Raw genomic sequence first — 19,747 nt, 5'->3', positions numbered from 1 at the left:
GTCAAAATTGTCATGAAGATCCGGTGTTTAAGGAAGCTGGAATTTCCGGAATTCCGGGGCTTCCCAATCTTTCCTTGGCTATGCATGGCAAACACGCTCAGGTGAATCCTCAGCCTGGTTGTTACGACTGTCATCCCGGACCGGTGACAAAGTGTTTGCGGACGGAGCTTGAGGGCATGCAGGATTGCGAAAAGTGTCACGGAACACTTGTAGAAATGGCTGAAAGTCTCCGTAACGGACGTAGGCCTTGGCTGGAGGAGCCGAAGTGTGCTGATTGTCACCGGGGGCAGGAGATCGATACAGGGACGACTTTATACCGCAATGCTAAGGGGCATCACGGTATTTATTGTGCCACTTGTCATTATTCTCCCCATGCCTGGTGGCCTTCCAAACTCGACCGTGATAATGAGCAGGTCATTAATCTTCAAGGAAAGGCCAAACCTTTAGGTAGCGGGTCGTGTCTGGTATGCCATACCTCCATACCAGATGGGTCCGGTCCCCATGGATATAAAAAAGAAGGAAACGAAAAGGGAAGAGAAGACGAGGACGATTAGAGACCTTTGAAAAATTCTGAAATTTAGGCCATGTTGTCTGTTTAAGATGAGCATGACATCAAATTTTCGTCTTGCCGATATAGAAAATACCCCGGATTTTTACTCTGATTGGCTTTTCGGAAGCCTCTGTGGGCCTCTTTTTCCCTTCTTTCCTTATTTCAGGCACATTTCTCCTCCTTCTTCCGTGACGTCAAACTGCTACGACGCTTCTTTTCCTTCGCAGGTGCCACCAGAGCCTGAGGAGATTGTAGGTGAAGACCGTAAGGAAAAGATGGATCTCATTGGCCGCAAGGCCCACATACCTGGCTTTTGCCCGATTAAGATGAAGGCTAAAGATACCGAAGACCTTCTCCACCTTCCGCCTTACAGCTCCAAGCTTCCGATTCCTCTTTTTCTGGGAGGAGCTTATCTTGCGGTTTCTGGTTCCTTTAGCCAGGACCCCATAGTAAACGCCCTTTTCCCGACACCACCTTTTGAGAGCCCTGGAGTCGTAGGCCTTGTCGGCAAAGATGGCGGTCTCATCACCGGAAAGGAGCTCATCGATCACCTGGGAGTCGTGGACATTGGCCGGGGTGCAAACGAATTCGGTCACGAATTCATGTTTAGGGTCCACGGCGATGTGGTCTTTGTAGCCGTAGATGGTTTGGTTTCCCTTTTTGGCAAAGGCGGCATCAGAGTCTCCTTTTCCGGGGTTTCGGGCGGCTTTGACCAGACGGGCGTCAGTGATTTTGCCGCACTTAAGCTCGTAACCCTTTTCGGCAAGCTGGCGTTTGAGTTCTTTGAAGCAGGTTCTGTAGAGGTTCATGGACTTAAGATCTTTACGGAAGCGGGGGATGGTGGAGTGGTCGGGAACGGGATCGGTAGCGGAAAGGCCGAGGAAGCGGCGGTAGAAGAGGTTGCCGTAGAGCATGATTTCCATTTCGGGGTCGGAGTGACCGTAGATTTGCTGGATGATGAGGATTTTGAGCATGAGGAGGGGATCGTAGGCTGGGCGTCCTACGGAGGAGGGATGGAGTTTGGAGAGAATGCGTTCGAAGGGTTTCCAGTTGATGAGGCGGTCGAGTTCTAGGAGGAGGTCATCCGGGAGGTTTTGGTAAAGAATATTTTCCCCGAAAGTGAGTTGAGTATGCTGTTTCTTATACATGCTCAACTCCTTTAGTTTTTAAGTGAGTTTATTATGAGAAATAAAATTGTCAATCTGATTTTGCAAAGGTCTCGATTAGTTAAGAAGTCTTGTATGATGAGAGGGGTTCTATGTTGATGAGCAGGATTTTATGCAGATGGGTTTTGTTTGGTCTAGTTAGTTTGGTTTGCCTTCAGACTCCCGTCTGGAGTGAAGACACTCCTCTTCTTATTACGCTTCCATTTTCTTCTATGCCTAAGAATATTAGAGATAAAGTAGGAACGGGGTCAACTCTGGTAAAAATAAATATTGAACTTTTAAAAACCATTCATTCTGGAGATCCTGTCAGATTTGAAATCAGAGGCCAGAGTTTTTATGCGGTTACTAGGCGAGTAAAGATCAAAGGAGACAGTGCCAAATGGATTGGGAGAATTGTAGAAGGTGAGTACCGCGGCGGAACGATAGTGCTCACGGTGGTAAAAGGAAGGCTCGCCGGAACTTTACGGTTAGGGAGACGCAGTTTTCGAATCAAACCCATAGATACAGAAAATTTCGGTGTACTGGTGGAGACTACTGGCTTACAGCGGCTCCCCGACCGGCCGGCGGTTCCTCCCCCCCCACCGGAAAGACCGACGCCCTCCAAAGGGCCGGAAACGGATGCAAAGCCAGTTTCGAAGTCGAGGTTAAAAGGGGGGCTTCCAGTTCTGGCCTCCGGGGGATCATCGGTAGTCATAGACGTTCTCGCTCTCTATACGCCGGGGCTTGAGGACGAACACGGAAAGGACGGAGTGGTAGCCGTTCTTGAGAACCTCTTTGACTTTGCCAACGTAGTTCTAGAAAATAGTGAAACCAACGTCTCTCTAAGACCGGTGGGTTACAGGAAGGTTGAGACCTCGGAAGATGAAGATATGGAAGCGGTACTGGGCAAAATGTTCGAAGGTACGGAGGAATTTGCGGCTCTTCCTCAATGGCTTGAAGAGACTGGCGCTGATGTAGCGGTTCTTTTTAGGAAATTTACCTCTTCGGACGAGAGTTGTGGAATGGCCTTTATCCCCGATACTGAAGACATTTTTACTTCCCCTTATCTCGAGTACTACCGGAAGAAACTATTTAGAGCCTTGGTAGAGGTGGGAAGCACCGGTATTTATTATTGTGACCAGACAACTCTGATACATGAGGTTGGGCACAACCTGGGATGTAACCATGATAGAGAACATGCTACTGGTCAGACTGTTTATGATTTCAGTTATGGATATTGCGGAGACGGATACGGTACGATCATGTCTTATTGTTCTCCGACTATACCATATTTTTCTGACAATCGAATTATTGACCATATCTCTACAAAATACCAGATCTTAGATAATGTTCCCATCGGGGATTTACAGACACGCAATGCGGAGACCATCCGACGAACTGCTCCCTATGTGGCTATGACCAGAGAGTTTTTACCTCCCAATCAACCACCGGTGATCGATTCCTTTAGCGCAGAACCTGCTTCTGGTTCGGCCCCGCTTACGGTTATTTTTACCTGCAGAGCACACGATCCAGATGGACGAGTAGTGGAATATGCTATTGATACTGGAAACGGAACGATCATCCGATCTGGGGAAGAAATTTCTACTTATACATATATATTTCCTGGCAATTATACTGCGAAGTGCAAGGTAAAGGATGATAAAGGGGCCTGGAGTGATTATTCCTCTCCTATTAACCTTATGGTGAAGTCAGTAAACCGGCCTCCGGAGATTTTGGAATTTTCGGTTAAACCTACAGAAGGTAAACTCCCGCTTGAGGTAAAGTTTGGATGCAGGGCTAGAGATGAGGATGGAAGGATAGAAAGATATGCGGTGTATTTCGGGGATGGAGAGGTGGAGGAAAACGAAAGCGGGAATTTTACTCATGTTTATTACGAAGCCGGAGAATATGCAGCCTATTGTGAGGTCAGGGATGAGGAAAACGCGGTAGACAAATCGGCGATAGTTACCATAAAAGTAAGTTCAGGTTGTTTTCTGAATCAGGATTGCAGAACAGGGGAATTCTGCTGGCGGAAGGACGGTTGTGGTGGTTCAGGAATATGTGTTCCTTTTCCAGAGGCCTGTATACAAGTATATGATCCGGTTTGCGGATGCGATGGGCGCACCTATGCCAACGCTTGCGAGGCCCATCTTGCAGGAGTAAATGTGGCCTATACCGGTGAGTGCAAAAACGGGCTAGAATGTACCCCCGACGGAGATGTGGCTCCACTAGGGTCACGGGACGGACAGGTGAATATCGGCGACGCCCTGGTGACCTTAAGGTTCGCCCTGGGGCTTGAGACGCCGAGTGAGGAGGACCGGTGTCATGCGGATGTGGCGCCGCTTGGGGCGGACGGAACGCCTCAGCCTGACGGCCAGATCACCATCGGCGACGCCCTGGTGAGCCTGAGAAAGGCCTTAGGGATCATAAATTTTTGATGGTGGACTAATCACAACTTCTTGCTAAACTTACCGTGTAAAAAGATTGGAGGCGTAAGGGAGGATTTATGCGCAAGCCGCTCATTGCCGGAAACTGGAAGATGCATAAAACCGTGGCTGAAACTCTGGACTACATCCGCCGCTTTAGGGAACTGGTCTCAGGGATAACCGACCGGGAGATCATGATCGCTCCACCCTTTACGGCCCTTTACGCTGCAGGGCAGGAGATCTCTGGGACCAATATTAAACTCGGGGCCCAGAACGCCCACTGGGCGGAATCTGGGGCCTTCACCGGGGAGATCTCTCCGGCAATGCTCAAAGAGTGCGGAGTGCAGTATGTTATCCTAGGGCATTCAGAAAGGCGGCACATCTTCGGGGAAACAGACGAGATGATAAGGCGAAGACTAGAGGGGGTGCTTTCGGCAGGCCTTAGACCCATTCTTTGCATCGGAGAGACCCTGGAGGAGAGAGAGGCCGGAAAGACCTTTGAGGTTCTTGAAAGGCAGGTCCGGGAAGCTCTTTCCGGCTTTTCGGCTGACGACCTCAAGGTTCTGGTGATCGCCTATGAGCCGGTTTGGGCCATTGGGACCGGCAAGACCGCTACTCCGGAGCAGGCCGAAGAGGCCCACAGGTATGTGAGGGGGCTCCTTGGTGAACTCTTCGGGAAAGATTTTGCGGAAAAGACCCGCATCCTTTACGGCGGAAGCGTCAAACCGGAAAACATTGCCGAGCTCATGGCCCAGTCCGATGTGGACGGGGCCCTGGTGGGCGGAGCCTCGCTTGATCCCGAAACCTTTGCCCGGATCGTGAGGTATGGAGGTTAGGAATGTCTCAAGCCTGCGAGCTTCCAGACTATTCTCACATTGAGCCGGAGGCGCTGAAGATTGTTAAGACTTACCGGCGCCTGGCCATTGTGGGTGCAAGCCCCAAGCCGGAAAGACCCAGCCACCAGGTCATGAAGTATCTCCTGGAGCAGGGTTTCGAGGTTGTGCCTGTGAACCCCGGCCAGACCGAGATCTTGGACCGGACCTGCTACCCCTCACTTTCGGATATCCCGGAGAGTGAGCGCCCGGAGGTGGTGATCGTCTTTCGCCGGGCCGACCAGGTGCCCCCTATAGCCGAAGAGGCCGTGAAAATAGGGGCTAAAGTTCTCTGGCTTCAAGAAGGCATCGTGAGTGAGGAGGCTGCCGAGATCGCCCGGCGCGGTGGCCTTACGGTGATCATGAACCGTTGCTTCAAAAAAGTGCACCTCGCGGCCTCAAAAAAGTAACCCCATCTTTCGGAATTTCCCTATCGGGATAGGGGCGCATTCCCTTGCTGGGGATGAAATAAATCCTTCAGCCCAGACCCGGCTCCGTGGCCTCGTATTTTTTATAATTTTTCGGTAATTTCGTAAGTTATGCAATACTCATTAAGGACTTGTTTAACAATTTGGACAGGCTCTTTCTTGATGGACAATTGGGTCTTCTGAACTGTACCAAGCTTAGAATTCAAAATTTTAAAATCAAAAAGGGCGGGCTAAAAGCCCGCCCTGAACATTTCTATCTAAGTTATTTATCCGTTTATTTCCCGGCCTTCTCCCTCATCTCCTTGGCCAGCTCTTTTATCTCGACCAGAGTCTTTTTCATCTCCGCCCAGCCATACCAGTGGGAATAATCCGGGTTCATGTGAAAGGCCCCCTGGAAGGTCCTCATGCGGTATTCCATGAACATGAGGTAGAGCTTCTGCTCGATCTCGTAAGGGGTTTCATAGAACCTCAGGAGATCAGGATAGGGATTGCCGTCGTCATGTTTAATAATGCCATCCCGGGCCAGATCGGCCACGATCTCGATGGCCTCGGCAAAGATCTTGTCCGCCTCCTTGAGCATCATGTCGGCCTGCTGGAGCTGCTCCTTAACGAAGTTGATGTTGTGACACTGCGTGCAGACCTTTATCATGCGATCCCTTTCGGCCTGCCATTCCTCCTTGGTGAGACGGACTACCTTCCCAGCCTTCACTACATCCAGCCGCTCGGTGAACTTGCCGTCCGGAGTGAGCACATGGAGTCCCTTGAGGATGGTCACCCGGTAGTTCCACCACTCCTTGTCGTCCTCGGGAACCCGGAGGCCGAGGAATCCCCAGGCGGTCATCACCCGGTGGTCGCCGTTTGGCATGTGACAGGTCTGGCAACGGGGCCCACGACGATCTTCAATGGGACGCCCGAGCAGCCGGTCGATCACGTAGGCCGCCCCGTGCTTGGAGGTAGACCACATCTCCCACTGTGGATGGTCAAACCCCATGTGGCAGGTCATGCAGGCCTCGGGTTCCCGGGCCTCCTCCACCGAGAAGGCGTGCCGGGTGTGGCAGTTCTGACAGTCCATAGCGTACTTGGGATAATAAGGATCTTTTTTGGCTTCCTTGGTAGCTCCCAAAGAGTGGCATCCACCGCAACCTTTGCGTCCCTTGTTTACCGGACTGGGCTGCATGTGAGTGGTGGGCATAGCGTTCATGGCTATCCAGCCCAGAAAGTGCTTGCCGGACATATACTGTTTGGCTTGCTTGGCATGACAGCGCTTACAGGTCTCGATAGTGGGCAATTTGGCCTTGTCCGTATCGTTTTCGCTCATGTGAGACTTGCCATGGCAGGTGGCACAGGTAAGTTTCTTAGCCATTTTAGAACGGTTGAAATCCTTGACTATGCCAGGGGTAACCTTTTGGTGACATTCTTCACACTTGGAAGGCCTGGCCTGAACCGTTGAAACTGACAAAAAAATACGAATAAAAACCCAAAAAATCCCAAAAATCCAATTCTCCATCCCTTTAATCGGGCCATACCCATCCCTCCTCTTTAAAATTTTGGAAACTTCTCTTATCATAAGAAACTACGACCGAAATTGACTTAAGTCAATTGATTTAGGTTTATTTAAGAGATATGGTGACCGAAAACCTCCCTGAAGTTTACGAAAATATCTGGCGAGAGATAAAGAGTAGCCCCTCTGAGATTTTAGGTTTTGATCTGGCTTCTCTTTCGAGGGCCTATCTCACCCACCTCGAGGCTTTGCTTCCCGAGAATCTGGAAAAGGCCGGAGAATATCTGCGCCTGACTTCCTACCTAATCTATCTCAAAAGTAAACTTCTTCTTCCTAGGGAAGATCCTCCTCCGGAAGAGGCCTCTGAGGATTCTAGGCCCCCAGAGGAAGCCAAAAATATGGTTGGTATCGGGAAAGTGCTTGAGAATTTAGAGGTCTTGGGACGGGATGTTTTTTGTGCCCCGGGTCTATCTCCTCCTGATCCGGACCTTGAAGTTGATTTGAGCGCCTTGATAACGGCCCTTTTAAGAACTTTGGAGAGATTAAACCCTCCGGTAGTGGAAGTGAAACGCCTGGAACCCCTATTCAAAAAAATGCTCACTATAGTTGTGAAGGAACTGGAGAACAAGAAAAAGACTACGTATGGAGAGATGGCCGAGAATTTAAGTGGAAAACTGGAAAAATTAGCTTTATTTCTGGCTCTTCTTGAACTTTCGTTCCGAGAATTTTGTCGGCTTATTCAAAACCTCCCCTGGGGGGAGATAGAGATCTTATTAAGAACAGAAGAACTTTAAACTTCCGGGGAGAAAATTCCCACTAAAAGAGGAATTTTTTCCCACAAGGCTGAGCAATCAAAAAACTTTACGCTTGACTTTATTTTCGGTTTTAGGCATAAATAAGGCCATGCCGTACACAGTAGAACATAATTATGAAAAATGTGATGGTTGTTTTTCTTGTATTTCGGCCTGTGCCGAGACCCACGAAGGGGTAGCCAACTGTCAAATTCTTAAGGTCGGAAAGGCTTTTGCCTATTTTTCCTGTATGCAGTGCAAGCGGCCTCAATGTGCGGAGGTCTGTCCTACCGGAGCTATGCGCCGTGAAAATGAAGTGGTTGTCGTGATAAGCGATCTTTGCGTAGGCTGTGTGAATTGTGTTTATGCTTGTCCGTGGGGAGTGCCGAGGTTTAATCCTCATACAGGGAAGATAAACAAATGTGATCTCTGTAAAGATCGGGTGGCCGGAGGGGAAAAGCCTTACTGCGTTTCGGCCTGTCCGAACGAGGCCCTAGCAGTGAAGGAAGTCAAACCTCCAGCCAAAAAGGCAGTGAAGAAAAAGACTGCTCCCAAAAAGGAGGGCAAGGGTGGGGGAGCTGGGGCTAGCCAGTAAATATCTGCCTATTCTCATCTTGGCGATCTTAGTTTTTGTGATTGGGCTTTCCATGATCATTGTGAATCAGATTTTGGGCTTAAAGAGGCCCTATCCTGAAAAGCTCGAGAGATATGAATGCGGTCTTCCGCCTTCAGGAGAACCTCGTCATCCCTTTTCGGTCAAATTTTATGCTATTGCTATCCTTTTTGTAGTCTTTGATGTGGAAGCGGTTTTCCTCTATCCTTGGGCGGTTTCCTTCGGAAAGATCGGGGCTCTGGCCTACATCGAAATGGTAATCTTTATCGCTTTGCTTCTGGTGGCTTACTTTTACGCCTGGATCAGGGGGGCTTTCAGATGGGAGTAGAAAAGGAAACGGTAGAAGTGGCTCCGGATATAAGGCACATTCCGGGAACGCCGGCTTTTATCACGCCTGTAGACAAGCTTATCAACTGGGCTCGAACCGGTTCTCTCTGGCCCATGACCTTCGGGTTGGCCTGCTGCGCTATCGAGATGATGGCTACTGGGGCCAGTCACCACGATCTTGACCGTTTTGGGATTATCTTTCGGGCCTCGCCCAGACAAGCGGACGTCTTGATCGTGGCCGGAACGGTTACTAAGAAGATGGCCCCTATAGTAAGGAGGGTATATGATCAGATGCCTGAGCCCCGCTATGTGATTGCTATGGGGAGCTGTGCTTGTTCCGGGGGGGTCTTTAGGACTTATTCCACCGTTCAGGGCTGCGATGAGTTTCTGCCGGTAGACGTCTATATCCCGGGCTGTCCTCCGAGGCCCGAGGCTCTCATATATGGTCTTATGAAGCTTCAGGAGAAGATCCGGCGCGAGGCCGGACACTGGGGATTCTGGCGATAGGGGAAGCTTATGGAGGCCTTAGACAAACTTAAAGAGCGTTTCCCGCAGGCGGTTCTGGGAGAAGAGACGTCTTGCGGACAAGCTATGGTATATGTAGATCGTAATTACCTCCTAGAGGTTATGAAGTTCCTTCATGATGAGCTGGGTTTTGATCATCTGGCTGACCTGGGTGGGGTAGATTACCTGGGTTGGAAGGGAAAGGGTAAAAAGCCCGAGCGTTTCGAGGTGGTCTATAACCTCTATTCTATAGGTAAACGCGAATTTCTGCGGGTAAAAGTTCCGGTTCCGGAGAAGGATCCTTGGGTGCCCTCGGTGACCAAGATCTGGCAGGTGGCCAACTGGTTTGAGCGAGAGTGTTACGACATGTTTGGCATCCGGTTTAAGGGACATCCGGATCTCAGACGGATCCTCATGCCCGAAGACTGGAAGGGTTATCCTCTCCGAAAGGACTATGCTTTACAGCCAGAAGAAGAATGGCCGGAATATGACAAAGTCCGGGCGAAGGCTAGGGAATTATGCCGTTATGAATGGGGAGACCGTAAGGTCAGGGAGGGGTAGGGTATGGCACCTACGGTAGAAGTAGTACAAAAACAATGCGGCCATCCGGAGTGGGAAGAACCTTTTGTGGTTAATATGGGGCCTCAACACCCCTCCACTCACGGCGTCCTTCGCCTGTATCTCGAGCTTGATGGTGAGAACGTCGTAAAATGCGACCCTCGGATCGGATATCTCCACCGAGGAGTAGAGAAACTTTCCGAAAACATGACCTATACCCAGGCGATGATCCTTACGGATCGCCTGGATTACATCTCCTCAGCGGCCAATAATGTGGGCTATTGCCTGGCGGTGGAGAAGCTTCTCGGGCTAGAGGTCCCAAGGCGGGCTAGGCTTCTGCGCACCATTGTCTGTGAAATGGCCCGTATTTCAAGTCATCTCCTGTGGCTTGCTACCCACGCCCTCGATATCGGGGCCATGACGGTCTTCCTTTACTGTTTCCGGGATCGTGAATGGTTACTTGACATCTATGAAAAGATCTGCGGGGCCCGTCTTACGGTGAGTTATCCTAGGGTAGGGGGAGTAAGGCTGGATTTTACTTCTGAGATAATTGATGAGCTTTACAAATTTACGGAGGAGTTTCCTTCCCGGATCCTGGATTACGAGACCCTGATCGATGTCAACCGTATTTGGCTAAAAAGAACCAAGGGTATAGCGGTTATTTCAGCCGAAAAAGCTGTCAACTTAGGGCTTACCGGGCCTTCTCTCAGGGGATCCGGTGTGCCTTATGATGTCAGGAAATTCAAACCTTATGACGCCTACGACGAGGTGGAATTTGAGGTTCCGGTGGGAAAGATCGGCGATACCTACGACCGGTACCGAGTACGGATGGAGGAGCTCCGCCAGGCCAATCGGATCATCCGACAGTGTTTGGATAAACTATCCGAGACCGAAGGGGAGCCGGTAGTGGCAGAAGAGGCCCCGGATCTCCTTATGCCGGAGAAGAAAAAGACTCCTCAGGCCGTACCTCATCCCAAAAAGGGCTTCCTTGTGAAGGGGGCGGAGGTACCGGTGGTGCCCGAGGGGGAGGTGTATGTGTCCATTGAGGCTCCTAAAGGGGAACTTGGTTATTACATCGTGAGCGACGGTTCCGGCAAGCCCTGGAGGGTAAGGGTGCGGGCTCCTTCCTTTGTGCATATTTCGAGTATTCCGGAACTGATAAAGGGTCATATGGTGGCGGACTTAATTGCTGTGATCGGTACCTTAGATGTGGTTCTTGGGGAATGTGATCGGTAGGAGGAGGGCATGGAGGCCGTTTTAAAGATGGCGACACCCTGGCTGATCTTGATTCTTGAAGCCTTAGTGCTTCTGGTAGTGGCCCTTCTTCATGTGGCTTATACCACCTACGCTGAGCGAAAGATCATCGGGCATATGCAACAGCGTCTGGGGCCGAATCGGGTTGGCCCTCGAGGGCTTCTTCAGCCTATTGCGGATGTGGTCAAATTGGTAGCCAAAGAGGATATTGTCCCTTCCGGGGCGGATAAGTCCCTCTTTTATCTGGCGCCTTTCATCAGTTTGGTGGCCGGGGCTACCAGCTTGGCGGTTATTCCAGTATGGGAGAAGTTTGCTCTGGCTAATGTCAATGTAGGGCTTCTAGTTATTCTCGCCATGAGTTCCCTTTCCTCTTACGGAATCATCCTTTCTGGATGGGCTTCTAACTCTCGGTATGCCTTTCTAGGTGGCCTTCGAGCCTCGGCTCAGGTCATAAGTTATGAGGTGGCCATGGCTCTTTCCCTTGTGGGAGTGATGCTTATGGCCGGTTCTATGAATCTTTCCGAGATCGTAAAGGCCCAAGTGGCCAGTCCATTTAAGATTTACGCTATTCCGCAGATCATAGGCTTTTTCGTATTCATGGTTTCGGCCATTGCGGAGACTAACCGTACGCCTTTTGATCTGCCGGAGGCCGAATCTGAGTTGGTGGCCGGTTATTTCGTAGAATATAGCGGTATCCGGTTCGGTCTGTTTTATCTTGCCGAATACTTCGGCATGGTGGTTATGAGCGCCCTGGCGGTGACCTGTTTTCTTGGAGGCTGGGCCGGGCCTTTTGAGATCCCTGGTATCCCGTTTTTCTGGTTTCTGGTAAAGCTCTACGCCCTTATTTTCTTCTACATCTGGGTGCGAGCCACCTTGCCCCGTTATCGTTATGATCAACTTATGGGGTTAGGCTGGAAGATCCTTATCCCGCTGGCTTTGCTTAATATTGTGATCACAGGGCTCATTAAGGTCTTAGTGTAGGGAGACGAAGGATGAGTCTTACTAAAACAATCTTTTTAACAGAAATTGCCAAGGGTTTGGCCCTTACCCTTAAGAAACTTTTTAGCCGTCCGGTCACGGTCCAGTATCCGGAGGAACGTAAACCGGTGGCCCCGGGTTTCCGGGGGCGCCACGCCCTGGTTAGGGATCCCGAAACTGGAAGAGATCGTTGTATCGGGTGTATGCGGTGTGCCAAGGTCTGTCCCTCCCAGTGTATTTACATCGAGACCGAAAGAGATCCTGAGACCAAGAGGAGGGTGGTTACCAAATACGAGATTGAGGCCCTTCGTTGTGTTTATTGTGGTTATTGTGAAGAAGTTTGTCCGGTAAATGCTATTGTTCTTACAGAATTTTATGAATATGTGGGTTATACGCGGGAAGATCTTTATTTTGATCGTGAGAGACTCCTGAAGAATTGGGATGAATTTATCGTGACCCAGAAGAGGCCTTATTTCAATCCTTTCTGGAGGCCGCGAGGCATACCGGAGAAGATGCTTCCGGCTCCCAAGAGGAAGGCCGAGGGGGTTTAGACCATGGAGAAAGTCCTTTTTGGATATCTCGCACTCGCCATTCTACTTTCGGCCCTCTTTGCTATCTTTTCAAGAAATGTGGTGCGCTCGGTCCTATGGCTTCTGGTCCTTTTTCTGCACCAGTCTGTACTTTTTCTCACCCTTCAAGCCGAGTTTTTGGCGGCCATTCAAATCATTGTCTACGCTGGCGCAGTCCTAGTGCTATTTCTATTTGTGGTCTATCTCATAAACCTGCGGGAGGAGATAAGGCTTCCAAAGTTTTTAGGGTCCTATCCTTTGGCCTTTATCGCGGTTCTTTCTATGCTCATCTTGGCCGTGGCTGGGCTGGTAGGGTTTGTGCCGGCCAAGACCGTGGGTAGCCTTTCTCCGGGGGCTATTCTTAAAGTGGGTCATACCCAAATTCTCGGAGAACATCTCTTCAGGGAGCATATCTTGGCCTTTGAGATTGCGGGCGTGCTTCTCTTAGTAGCCGTTCTGGGAGCGGTAGTGCTTGTAAGAAGGCTTCGGGAGGGAGAGCTATGATTCCTTTGAGCTGGTACCTCTGGCTTGGTCTTGCGCTTTTTGCGGTAGGGCTTTTTGGGTTCCTGGCCCGCCGCAATGTAATCGTGATGCTCCTTTCCATAGAAATTATGCTAAACGCCGCCAACACGGTTCTTGCGGCCCTGGGGACCCGCATGCAAGATGTGACGGGCCATATTCTGGTCTTTTTTGTAATGGCGGTCGCAGCCGCGGAGGCGGCTATCGGACTTTCCTTGGTGGTTCTTCTTTATAAACGTTTCCGCGAAGTTCACATGGATGAAGTAAGGACGCTTAAGGGGTAGGGGCCATGCATGCCGAAACCGCTAAATACGTAAGCGATGCTATGCACTATGTGGCCTGGATTCCGGGATTACCGTTTCTGGCCTCGGTGATCACTCTGGTCTTTGGTCGCTGGTTTATCCGGGATAAGGCCCACTGGCTGCCGTGTCTGGCGGTCTTTGGCTCCTTCCTGATTTCTCTTAAGGCCCTGTGGGACGTCATTCACGGAACCTGGGCGAACTTCGATCTTTTTACTTGGGTGGCAGCGGCTGGGATCAAGGTGGGTGTGGGATTTCAGATCGATCCCCTCTCGGTGATGATGCTGGCTATGGTTTGTTCCTTATCTTTTCTTATTCATGTTTACTCCATCGGTTATATGGCCGGAGATCCTGGTTATTATCGATTTTTCGCCTATATCTCCCTTTTTACCTTTTCTATGCTCATGCTGGTTTCAGCCAACAATTTCCTCCAGCTCTTTTTTGGCTGGGAGGCCGTGGGCCTTTGCTCTTATCTCTTGATTGGATTCTGGTATGAAAAGAAAAGTGCCGCGGATGCTGCCAAAAAGGCTTTCATTGTCAACCGTTTTGGAGACTTCGGATTTGCGCTCGGGGTCTTTCTAGTCTTCGTTTTCTTCGGGAGCCTTTACTATCAAGATGTCTTTTCACGGGTGCATGAAATAGCTCACGAGACTCTAAATATTTTTGGTCACGAGGTAGCCGTGGCGACCCTTATAGCCCTGCTTCTTTTCTGCGGGGCGGTGGGTAAAAGTGCACAATTTCCGCTTCACGTGTGGTTGCCTGACGCCATGGAGGGTCCCACGCCGGTTTCGGCCTTGATCCACGCCGCTACCATGGTAACTGCCGGGGTCTTCATGGTGGCCCGTTGTCATCAGATCTTCGAACTTTCCCCAGTAGCTATGGCGGTGGTGGCCGCCGCCGGAACCTTTACCTGTTTCATGGCCGCAACCATTGCTCCTACTCAGTTCGACATTAAGCGGGTGATTGCTTTCTCCACTCTTTCCCAGTTGGGCTATATGTTTATGGCCTGTGGGGTAGGGGCCTTTGCTGCGGGTATGTTCCACCTCTTCACTCATGCCTATTTCAAAGCCCTTCTCTTTCTTGGTGCTGGGAGTGTGATCCATGCTATGCACCATGCTCCGGATCCGAACGACATGCGCTATATGGGTGGCCTTAAAAAGTATATGCCTATCACTTATTGGACTTTTCTGATCGCTTCCCTTTCCATTGCCGGTATCCCGGGATTGGCGGGATTCTTTAGTAAGGATGAAATCCTAGCTTCGGCCTTCTTTTCCCAATATCCATGGGGCAAATTTGTCTGGGCAGTGGGTACTTTCGTGGCTTTCCTTACGGCCTTCTATTCCTTTCGGGTGGTCTTTATGACCTTTTACGGGGAATTTAGAGGTCGGGAAGTCCTTCACGGTAAAGAACCTCATGAGTCTCCCAAAGTAATGACCGTGCCTCTCATGCTCATTGCCATTGGAGCCGTGGCTGCGGGCTGGATCGGTATCCCAGAGATCCTTGGTGGAGGAAATCACTTTGCCCACTTTATGGCCCCCGTTCTTGGCCATCCTGAGTTCCACGTGCCGGAAGGCTTTGAACACGCGGAAAAGACCTTGGAGTTCGGTCTTATGGGACTTTCGGTGGCTGCCGGTCTCTTAGGGATTTTCCTGGCTTGGCTGGTCTATGTCAAGAAACCCGTCCTTCAAACCCTTGTGCCGCGTAAACTTCCTCTGGTTTATCGCTATCTTTTCCGCAAATGGTACTGGGATGAGATTTATCTTTATCTGATCGTTAAACCGACTTTGTGGGTGGCGAACATCTTCGTGGGGCTTATCGTGGATACTTTTGTGATCGAGAATACGGTTAACGGTCTTCCAGCTACGGTCAGGGTAGTAGGTGGTGGACTCAGAAGGTTTCAGTCCGGAGTGGTACAGCACTATGCCCTTATTATGGCCTTTGGTGTGGTAGCTTTATTTATCCTCTTTCATTACTACTTTTAAAACGGGGTGGGGACTATGGCGTGGCAGCTAAATTTCGCAGAATTTCCTCTGCTTTCATTTATTATCTGGCTTCCGGTAGCTGGCTCCCTGCTTCTCTTGTTCGTTCCCCGGAGGGCCGAGACGCTTATTAAAATAGTGGCCTTGGCAGTGGCCCTGGCGGACTTTGTGGCAAGTCTTCCTCTGTGGTTTCAGTTTGACCGCCACTTTTCTGGTTTCCAGTTCGTAGAAAAGCATCCCTGGATTAAGGCCTTCGGAGTGCAGTACTTCTTGGGAGTTGACGGTATAAGTGTGCTTTTCATTCTTCTCTCAGCCTTGATCACCATTCTTTGTATTCTCATCTCTTGGGAATCCATAACGAAGAAGGTCAAGGAGTTTTACATTTCCTTGCTCCTGACTTCGGCGGCCATGATCGGAGTCTTTTGTTCCCTGGATCTGTTTCTTTTCTACATTTTCTGGGAAGCCATGCTCATACCTATGTACCTCATCATTGGAATCTGGGGCGGCCCCCGAAGGCTTTACGCTACCATCAAGTTCTTTCTCTATACCCTCCTTGGTTCGGTTCTTATGCTCATCGGTATCATTGTGATCTACCTCAAGACCGGAACTTTTGAGATTCCACGCCTCATGGAGGCTGGCTTTCCATATGGGCTTCAGATACTTCTTTTCCTGGCTTTTTTTGCGGCTTTTGCCGTCAAGGTGCCCATGTGGCCAGTCCACACTTGGCTTCCTGACGCCCATACTGAAGCTCCCACGGCGGGTTCGGTGATTCTGGCTGGCATCCTCATTAAGATGGGGGCTTACGGATTCCTCAGGTTTTCTCTGGCCTTCTTCCCGAAGGCCACTGTGGCCCTTTCAGTACCCATGTTAGTACTCTCTATTATTGCCATCATTTATGGAGGGCTTGCCTGTTTGGCCCAGAGCGACCTCAAGAGGCTTATCGCTTATAGTTCTGTAAGCCACATGGGGTTTGTGACCTTGGGTATCTTTTCTTTGACTGCCAACGGAGTAGAAGGGGCCATCCTCCAAATGATCAATCACGGAGTAGTTACCGGGGCCCTTTTTATGTGCGTAGGGATTGTTTATGATCGTACCCACAGCCGAGAGATTTCTTATTACGGGGGGCTGGCCTCGGTTATGCCAGTTTATGCGGCCTTCTTCTTGGTTTTTACTATGGCCTCCATTGGTCTTCCTGGAACGAACGGTTTTGTGGGCGAGTTCCTGATTCTTTTGGGAACCTTTACGGCCAAAAAATGGGCCGCTGTCTTTGCGGCGCTGGGAGTTATTATTGGAGCCTGTTATATGCTCTGGCTTTATCAGCGGGTCTTTTGCCAGAAGATTAATCCCAACATCGTTGGTCTTCCTGGCATGAAACTCCGGGAGCTGGTGGCCCTTTTGCCCATGTTCATTTTGATTCTCTGGATTGGTGTTTATCCGAAACCTTTCCTCTCTTTTATGCATCAGTCTGTAAATGATCTCCTTCAGCATATCCATCAGGCCGGATCGGTAACCTCCATAACTCAACTTCTAAAGGAGGGGCTCTATGCCGTTCTCCCTTCTTAATTTGAAAGCTCTCATGCCAGAGATTTTTCTGGTGATTGTGGCTTCGGTGATGGTGCTTCTGGATCGGGCGGTTCGTGAAAAGGCCTTCTTTTTCTGGATGGCCCTAGTGGGCACCGTAGTGGCCTGGCTCCTTGCCCGGGAAAGCTTGGATCTCCATTTTGGGGCTTCTTACCTTTCCGACCATTACGGTTTTTTCTTCAAGACCATTTTTCTTCTGGTGCTTTTCCTTACCATCCTGATTTCTCCAGGGTATGCGAAAAGGGAAGGCTTTCATTTCGGTGAGTATTACGGCCTTCTCTTCTTTGCGGTCTGCGGCATGATGCTCATGGCCTCGGGAACGGATCTTTTGGTGATTTATTTGGGTCTCGAGCTCATGAGTCTTTCCATCTATGTACTGGTGGCCATGGCGGCAGGGGATCCACGCTCCATAGAGGGAAGTCTTAAATATTTCCTTCTCGGGTCGCTGGCTTCTGCCTTTCTAGTTATGGGATTGGCCGTCTTGTATGGAAAGACCGGGAAGATAGTTCTCTCTGAACTTGCTGGTTGGCTTACCTCCGATAAGGCTGTCCTTACAGGAATTCTCTTTTTCATAGTAGCCTTTGGCTTTAAGGTGGCCATGGTGCCCTTTCACATGTGGGCTCCGGATGCTTACGAGGGGGCCCCCACGCCGGTTACGGCCTTCATGTCCGTGGCGGCCAAGGCCGCCGGTTTTGCGGCCCTGGGGCGTATTTTTCTCTTGGCCTTTTACCCGGCCTACGCCTATTGGGTGAAACTTCTGATTCCCTTTGCGGTGCTGACCATGTTTGTGGGGAATATCCTGGCGGTGGTTCAGACCAATATCAAACGCATGCTGGCTTATTCTTCGGTGGCTCACGCCGGCTATATCCTTCTGGGAATAGTCTCTGGAACCAAAGAGGGCCTTTCGGCCTCCATGCTTTATCTTCTGATCTACGCCTTCATGAATATCGGGGCCTTTGCCACGGTGGTGCTCATGCAGAGGGAAGGCCGAGTAGGAGAGAGCATTTTTGATTATCAGGGCTTAGCTAAGCTTTATCCCGTTCCAGCTTTTCTTATGTTACTTTTCATGTTTTCCTTGACCGGTATACCTCCCACAGCCGGTTTTATCGGTAAGTTTTATCTCTTCCGTTCGGTAGTGCATGCCGGGTACCCGATTATAGCGATATTGGCCGTGCTGGCCAGTGTGATTGCGGCTTATCCCTATCTCCGAATCGTCATGCTCATGTACATGCGAGAGCCGGAAAGGGAAATTAAGTTAGCTCCTTCGCCTTATATTTGGCTGGCCCTTGGGCTTTCGGCCCTAGGCGTGATAACTATTGGAATCTATCCCGGTTCCCTTTTGACTTCCGTTCTGGCGAGTGTGTTTTAGAGTTTTAGATTTTTTCTTTCTTTTCTTTGAGGTTTACAGGACTTCAGAATTTTATTACAATCAAACTCCACATGTTGAAGACGGAAGGTTCCCTGAGGAGGGACTAATATGTTTACGGTATTAGTGGTAGTACAGGTTATTCTAGCTATCTCTCTGATCGCTATTGTGCTTGTGAATGTGGGCAAAGGATCCGAGGTGGGAGCAGTTTTTACCGGTAGCCAGGCTATCTTTGGAGGTGCCGGTCCTGGGACTTTTCTGAACAAAGTTACGGCCCTTTTGGCCGTACTGTTTTTTGCCAATTCCCTACTTTTAACCTATCTTTCGGCCCAGAAAAATAAGGCCTCCATTATGGAAAAGGCTCCTCCGGTGGTAAAACCTCAGCCTGAGAAAACCCTACCCACTCCACCTCCCTTGCCCGTTCCACCTAAAACCGAATAAGAAAGGGAAATGTATCCCTCAATTTAAGGCTTGAAACTCAAGACGGTATGAAAGTCTATCTGGTGGAACATGAAGATGTAGAAGGCGAGGATGAGGATACCAGTAGTCCAGGGAGAACGGTTTCGGGTAAGGCTGAAGACAAAGATCCACATGGACCAGCATTCCAGGGCGAAAGGCGGAAAGCCTAGATAGCCAGGAAGGGGCATCTCGAAGAGTTTTACTTCCATGAGCCAGGCCCAAGGTAGGGTGTAAATCCATTTGGTACCGGCCCAGAAATTCCAGAACTCCCACAAAAATCCACAAATCAATCCAGATAAAAGAAGGAGGGCAGGGCGTCTAAAGGAGCCGCATTCAAGGTCGTAAAGCAGGGAACGCTCGCGGTCGAGAAGATAGTTTACCGGTTCCAGTAGGAGGAAAGCCCAAGCCCACACCAGTGGAAAGAAATACTTTGGGTAGGTCAGCGGAAGAACAAGACAAAGGATGCCGATAACCGTCAGCCATGGAAAGTATTTTACGGTATTTTTTAATGCTCTTACTCTAAACTGACCTTTTACGAAGACCTCTAAAAGATCATAGGTCTCAAAGATACCCGGAAGCACCGTAGCAAAAGCCAGGGCGTAGCCAAACCATCTAACAAAAATATTCGATGGTACGTTAAGATAGGTCCAATTCTTAAGAAAGAGGTTGAACCACTCGAAGACCAGCCAGAAGAATACGGACCAAAGGGAAAGCTTTGCGAATTCACGAATATTAGAAGTCAACCGCGAGCTTCCTCGAAGTTTTAAAACCAGCCAGTCGGCAAAGAGGATGTAACTCCACCAGGCAAAGAGATAAAACCAAGTCTTCAAAAAAGGACAACCGGCTCGGAGACCAACCCCAGATATAAGCAAGACTGCTAAGGCTACCAGTCCATAAATGGCTCGCATTTTATTTTACATAATATCTCTTATCAGACTTTATGTATTTAGAGGTTTTACCTCTCAAGGCTTATTTTGCCATGAAACGCAGCTATGAGGACGTTCCACAGCTCTAGAGCTCTAGGAGAA

General features: G+C 49.8%; 21 protein-coding genes. 18 read left to right on the top strand and 3 right to left on the bottom strand.

The window, feature by feature from the left end:
• Window positions 1–23 precede the first annotated feature (23 nt).
• Window positions 24–554, top strand: coding sequence for a cytochrome c3 family protein (locus TDIS_RS05095; protein WP_068669993.1), 531 nt, complete (start codon window positions 24–26; stop codon window positions 552–554).
• 190 nt (window positions 555–744) lie between these two features.
• On the opposite strand, the gene TDIS_RS05090 is transcribed toward TDIS_RS05095, so the two are convergent.
• Entirely contained in the window at window positions 745–1,698 is a 954-nt protein-coding gene (locus TDIS_RS05090; protein WP_068669991.1) for an IS5 family transposase, read from the bottom strand.
• 110 nt (window positions 1,699–1,808) lie between these two features.
• Here TDIS_RS05090 and TDIS_RS11295 point away from each other — a divergent pair, with 110 nt between their 5' ends.
• The 3 genes from TDIS_RS11295 (at window position 1,809) to TDIS_RS05075 (ending at window position 5,403) form a co-directional block, all read left to right on the top strand.
• The gene (locus TDIS_RS11295; protein ID WP_068669989.1) at window positions 1,809–4,133 is read left to right on the top strand and encodes a PKD domain-containing protein; all 2,325 of its coding nucleotides are present in this window, start codon (window positions 1,809–1,811) and stop codon (window positions 4,131–4,133) included.
• Window positions 4,134–4,201: 68 nt separating this feature from the next.
• A complete protein-coding gene (tpiA, locus tag TDIS_RS05080) occupies window positions 4,202–4,957 on the top strand; it encodes a triose-phosphate isomerase (protein ID WP_068669987.1) in 756 nt (251 codons plus the stop codon).
• Between the two features lie 2 nt (window positions 4,958–4,959).
• Window positions 4,960–5,403: a CoA-binding protein gene (locus tag TDIS_RS05075; RefSeq protein ID WP_068669986.1), complete on the top strand. Its 444-nt coding sequence runs from the start codon at window positions 4,960–4,962 to the stop codon at window positions 5,401–5,403.
• A gap of 292 nt (window positions 5,404–5,695) precedes the next feature.
• On the opposite strand, the gene TDIS_RS05070 is transcribed toward TDIS_RS05075, so the two are convergent.
• Window positions 5,696–6,928, bottom strand: coding sequence for a multiheme c-type cytochrome (locus TDIS_RS05070; protein WP_068669985.1), 1,233 nt, complete (start codon window positions 6,926–6,928; stop codon window positions 5,696–5,698).
• Between the two features lie 116 nt (window positions 6,929–7,044).
• Here TDIS_RS05070 and TDIS_RS05065 point away from each other — a divergent pair, with 116 nt between their 5' ends.
• The 14 genes from TDIS_RS05065 (at window position 7,045) to secG (ending at window position 18,701) form a co-directional block, all read left to right on the top strand.
• Window positions 7,045–7,716 carry a hypothetical protein gene (locus TDIS_RS05065; protein ID WP_068669984.1) on the top strand — a complete coding sequence of 224 codons (672 nt, stop codon included), beginning with the start codon at window positions 7,045–7,047 and terminating at the stop codon, window positions 7,714–7,716.
• A gap of 109 nt (window positions 7,717–7,825) precedes the next feature.
• Complete coding sequence (locus tag TDIS_RS05060) at window positions 7,826–8,308, top strand: 4Fe-4S dicluster domain-containing protein (protein ID WP_068669983.1); 483 nt, start codon at window positions 7,826–7,828, stop codon at window positions 8,306–8,308.
• A complete protein-coding gene (locus TDIS_RS05055) occupies window positions 8,283–8,654 on the top strand; it encodes an NADH-quinone oxidoreductase subunit A (protein ID WP_068669980.1) in 372 nt (123 codons plus the stop codon). The genes TDIS_RS05060 and TDIS_RS05055 overlap by 26 nt, the downstream gene beginning before the upstream one ends.
• A complete protein-coding gene (locus TDIS_RS05050) occupies window positions 8,645–9,160 on the top strand; it encodes an NADH-quinone oxidoreductase subunit B (protein WP_084270970.1) in 516 nt (171 codons plus the stop codon). Before TDIS_RS05055 ends, TDIS_RS05050 begins: the two co-directional genes overlap by 10 nt.
• 9 nt (window positions 9,161–9,169) lie before the next feature.
• Window positions 9,170–9,718, top strand: a complete 549-nt coding sequence (locus TDIS_RS05045; RefSeq protein WP_068669978.1) for an NADH-quinone oxidoreductase subunit C — start codon at window positions 9,170–9,172, stop codon at window positions 9,716–9,718.
• 3 nt (window positions 9,719–9,721) lie between these two features.
• Window positions 9,722–10,951 carry an NADH dehydrogenase (quinone) subunit D gene (nuoD, locus tag TDIS_RS05040; RefSeq protein WP_068669976.1) on the top strand — a complete coding sequence of 410 codons (1,230 nt, stop codon included), beginning with the start codon at window positions 9,722–9,724 and terminating at the stop codon, window positions 10,949–10,951.
• A gap of 9 nt (window positions 10,952–10,960) precedes the next feature.
• On the top strand, window positions 10,961–11,950 hold the full coding sequence (nuoH, locus tag TDIS_RS05035) for an NADH-quinone oxidoreductase subunit NuoH (RefSeq protein ID WP_153303768.1): 990 nt from the start codon (window positions 10,961–10,963) through the stop codon (window positions 11,948–11,950).
• Window positions 11,951–11,961: 11 nt separating this feature from the next.
• Window positions 11,962–12,498, top strand: a complete 537-nt coding sequence (gene nuoI, locus TDIS_RS05030; protein ID WP_068669974.1) for an NADH-quinone oxidoreductase subunit NuoI — start codon at window positions 11,962–11,964, stop codon at window positions 12,496–12,498.
• 3 nt (window positions 12,499–12,501) lie between these two features.
• Window positions 12,502–13,020: an NADH-quinone oxidoreductase subunit J family protein gene (locus TDIS_RS05025; RefSeq protein ID WP_068669972.1), complete on the top strand. Its 519-nt coding sequence runs from the start codon at window positions 12,502–12,504 to the stop codon at window positions 13,018–13,020.
• Entirely contained in the window at window positions 13,017–13,319 is a 303-nt protein-coding gene (nuoK, locus tag TDIS_RS05020; protein ID WP_068669970.1) for an NADH-quinone oxidoreductase subunit NuoK, read from the top strand. The genes TDIS_RS05025 and nuoK overlap by 4 nt, the downstream gene beginning before the upstream one ends.
• 5 nt (window positions 13,320–13,324) lie before the next feature.
• Window positions 13,325–15,316: an NADH-quinone oxidoreductase subunit L gene (gene nuoL, locus TDIS_RS05015; protein WP_244147482.1), complete on the top strand. Its 1,992-nt coding sequence runs from the start codon at window positions 13,325–13,327 to the stop codon at window positions 15,314–15,316.
• A gap of 15 nt (window positions 15,317–15,331) precedes the next feature.
• Window positions 15,332–16,876, top strand: a complete 1,545-nt coding sequence (locus TDIS_RS05010; protein ID WP_068669968.1) for an NADH-quinone oxidoreductase subunit M — start codon at window positions 15,332–15,334, stop codon at window positions 16,874–16,876.
• The gene (locus tag TDIS_RS05005) at window positions 16,857–18,263 is read left to right on the top strand and encodes an NADH-quinone oxidoreductase subunit N (RefSeq protein WP_068669966.1); all 1,407 of its coding nucleotides are present in this window, start codon (window positions 16,857–16,859) and stop codon (window positions 18,261–18,263) included. Before TDIS_RS05010 ends, TDIS_RS05005 begins: the two co-directional genes overlap by 20 nt.
• Window positions 18,264–18,371: 108 nt before the next feature.
• Window positions 18,372–18,701: a preprotein translocase subunit SecG gene (gene secG, locus TDIS_RS05000; protein WP_068669964.1), complete on the top strand. Its 330-nt coding sequence runs from the start codon at window positions 18,372–18,374 to the stop codon at window positions 18,699–18,701.
• Window positions 18,702–18,724: 23 nt separating this feature from the next.
• On the opposite strand, the gene TDIS_RS04995 is transcribed toward secG, so the two are convergent.
• Window positions 18,725–19,627 carry a hypothetical protein gene (locus tag TDIS_RS04995; RefSeq protein ID WP_068669962.1) on the bottom strand — a complete coding sequence of 301 codons (903 nt, stop codon included), beginning with the start codon at window positions 19,625–19,627 and terminating at the stop codon, window positions 18,725–18,727.
• Between the last annotated feature and the right edge of the window lie 120 nt (window positions 19,628–19,747).

The sequence above is a fragment of the Thermosulfurimonas dismutans genome (assembly GCF_001652585.1).
Classification (GTDB): domain Bacteria; phylum Desulfobacterota; class Thermodesulfobacteria; order Thermodesulfobacteriales; family Thermodesulfobacteriaceae; genus Thermosulfurimonas; species Thermosulfurimonas dismutans.
Note: the sequence above shows the minus strand (reverse complement) of the source record. Positions and strands in the feature narration are given on the sequence as shown.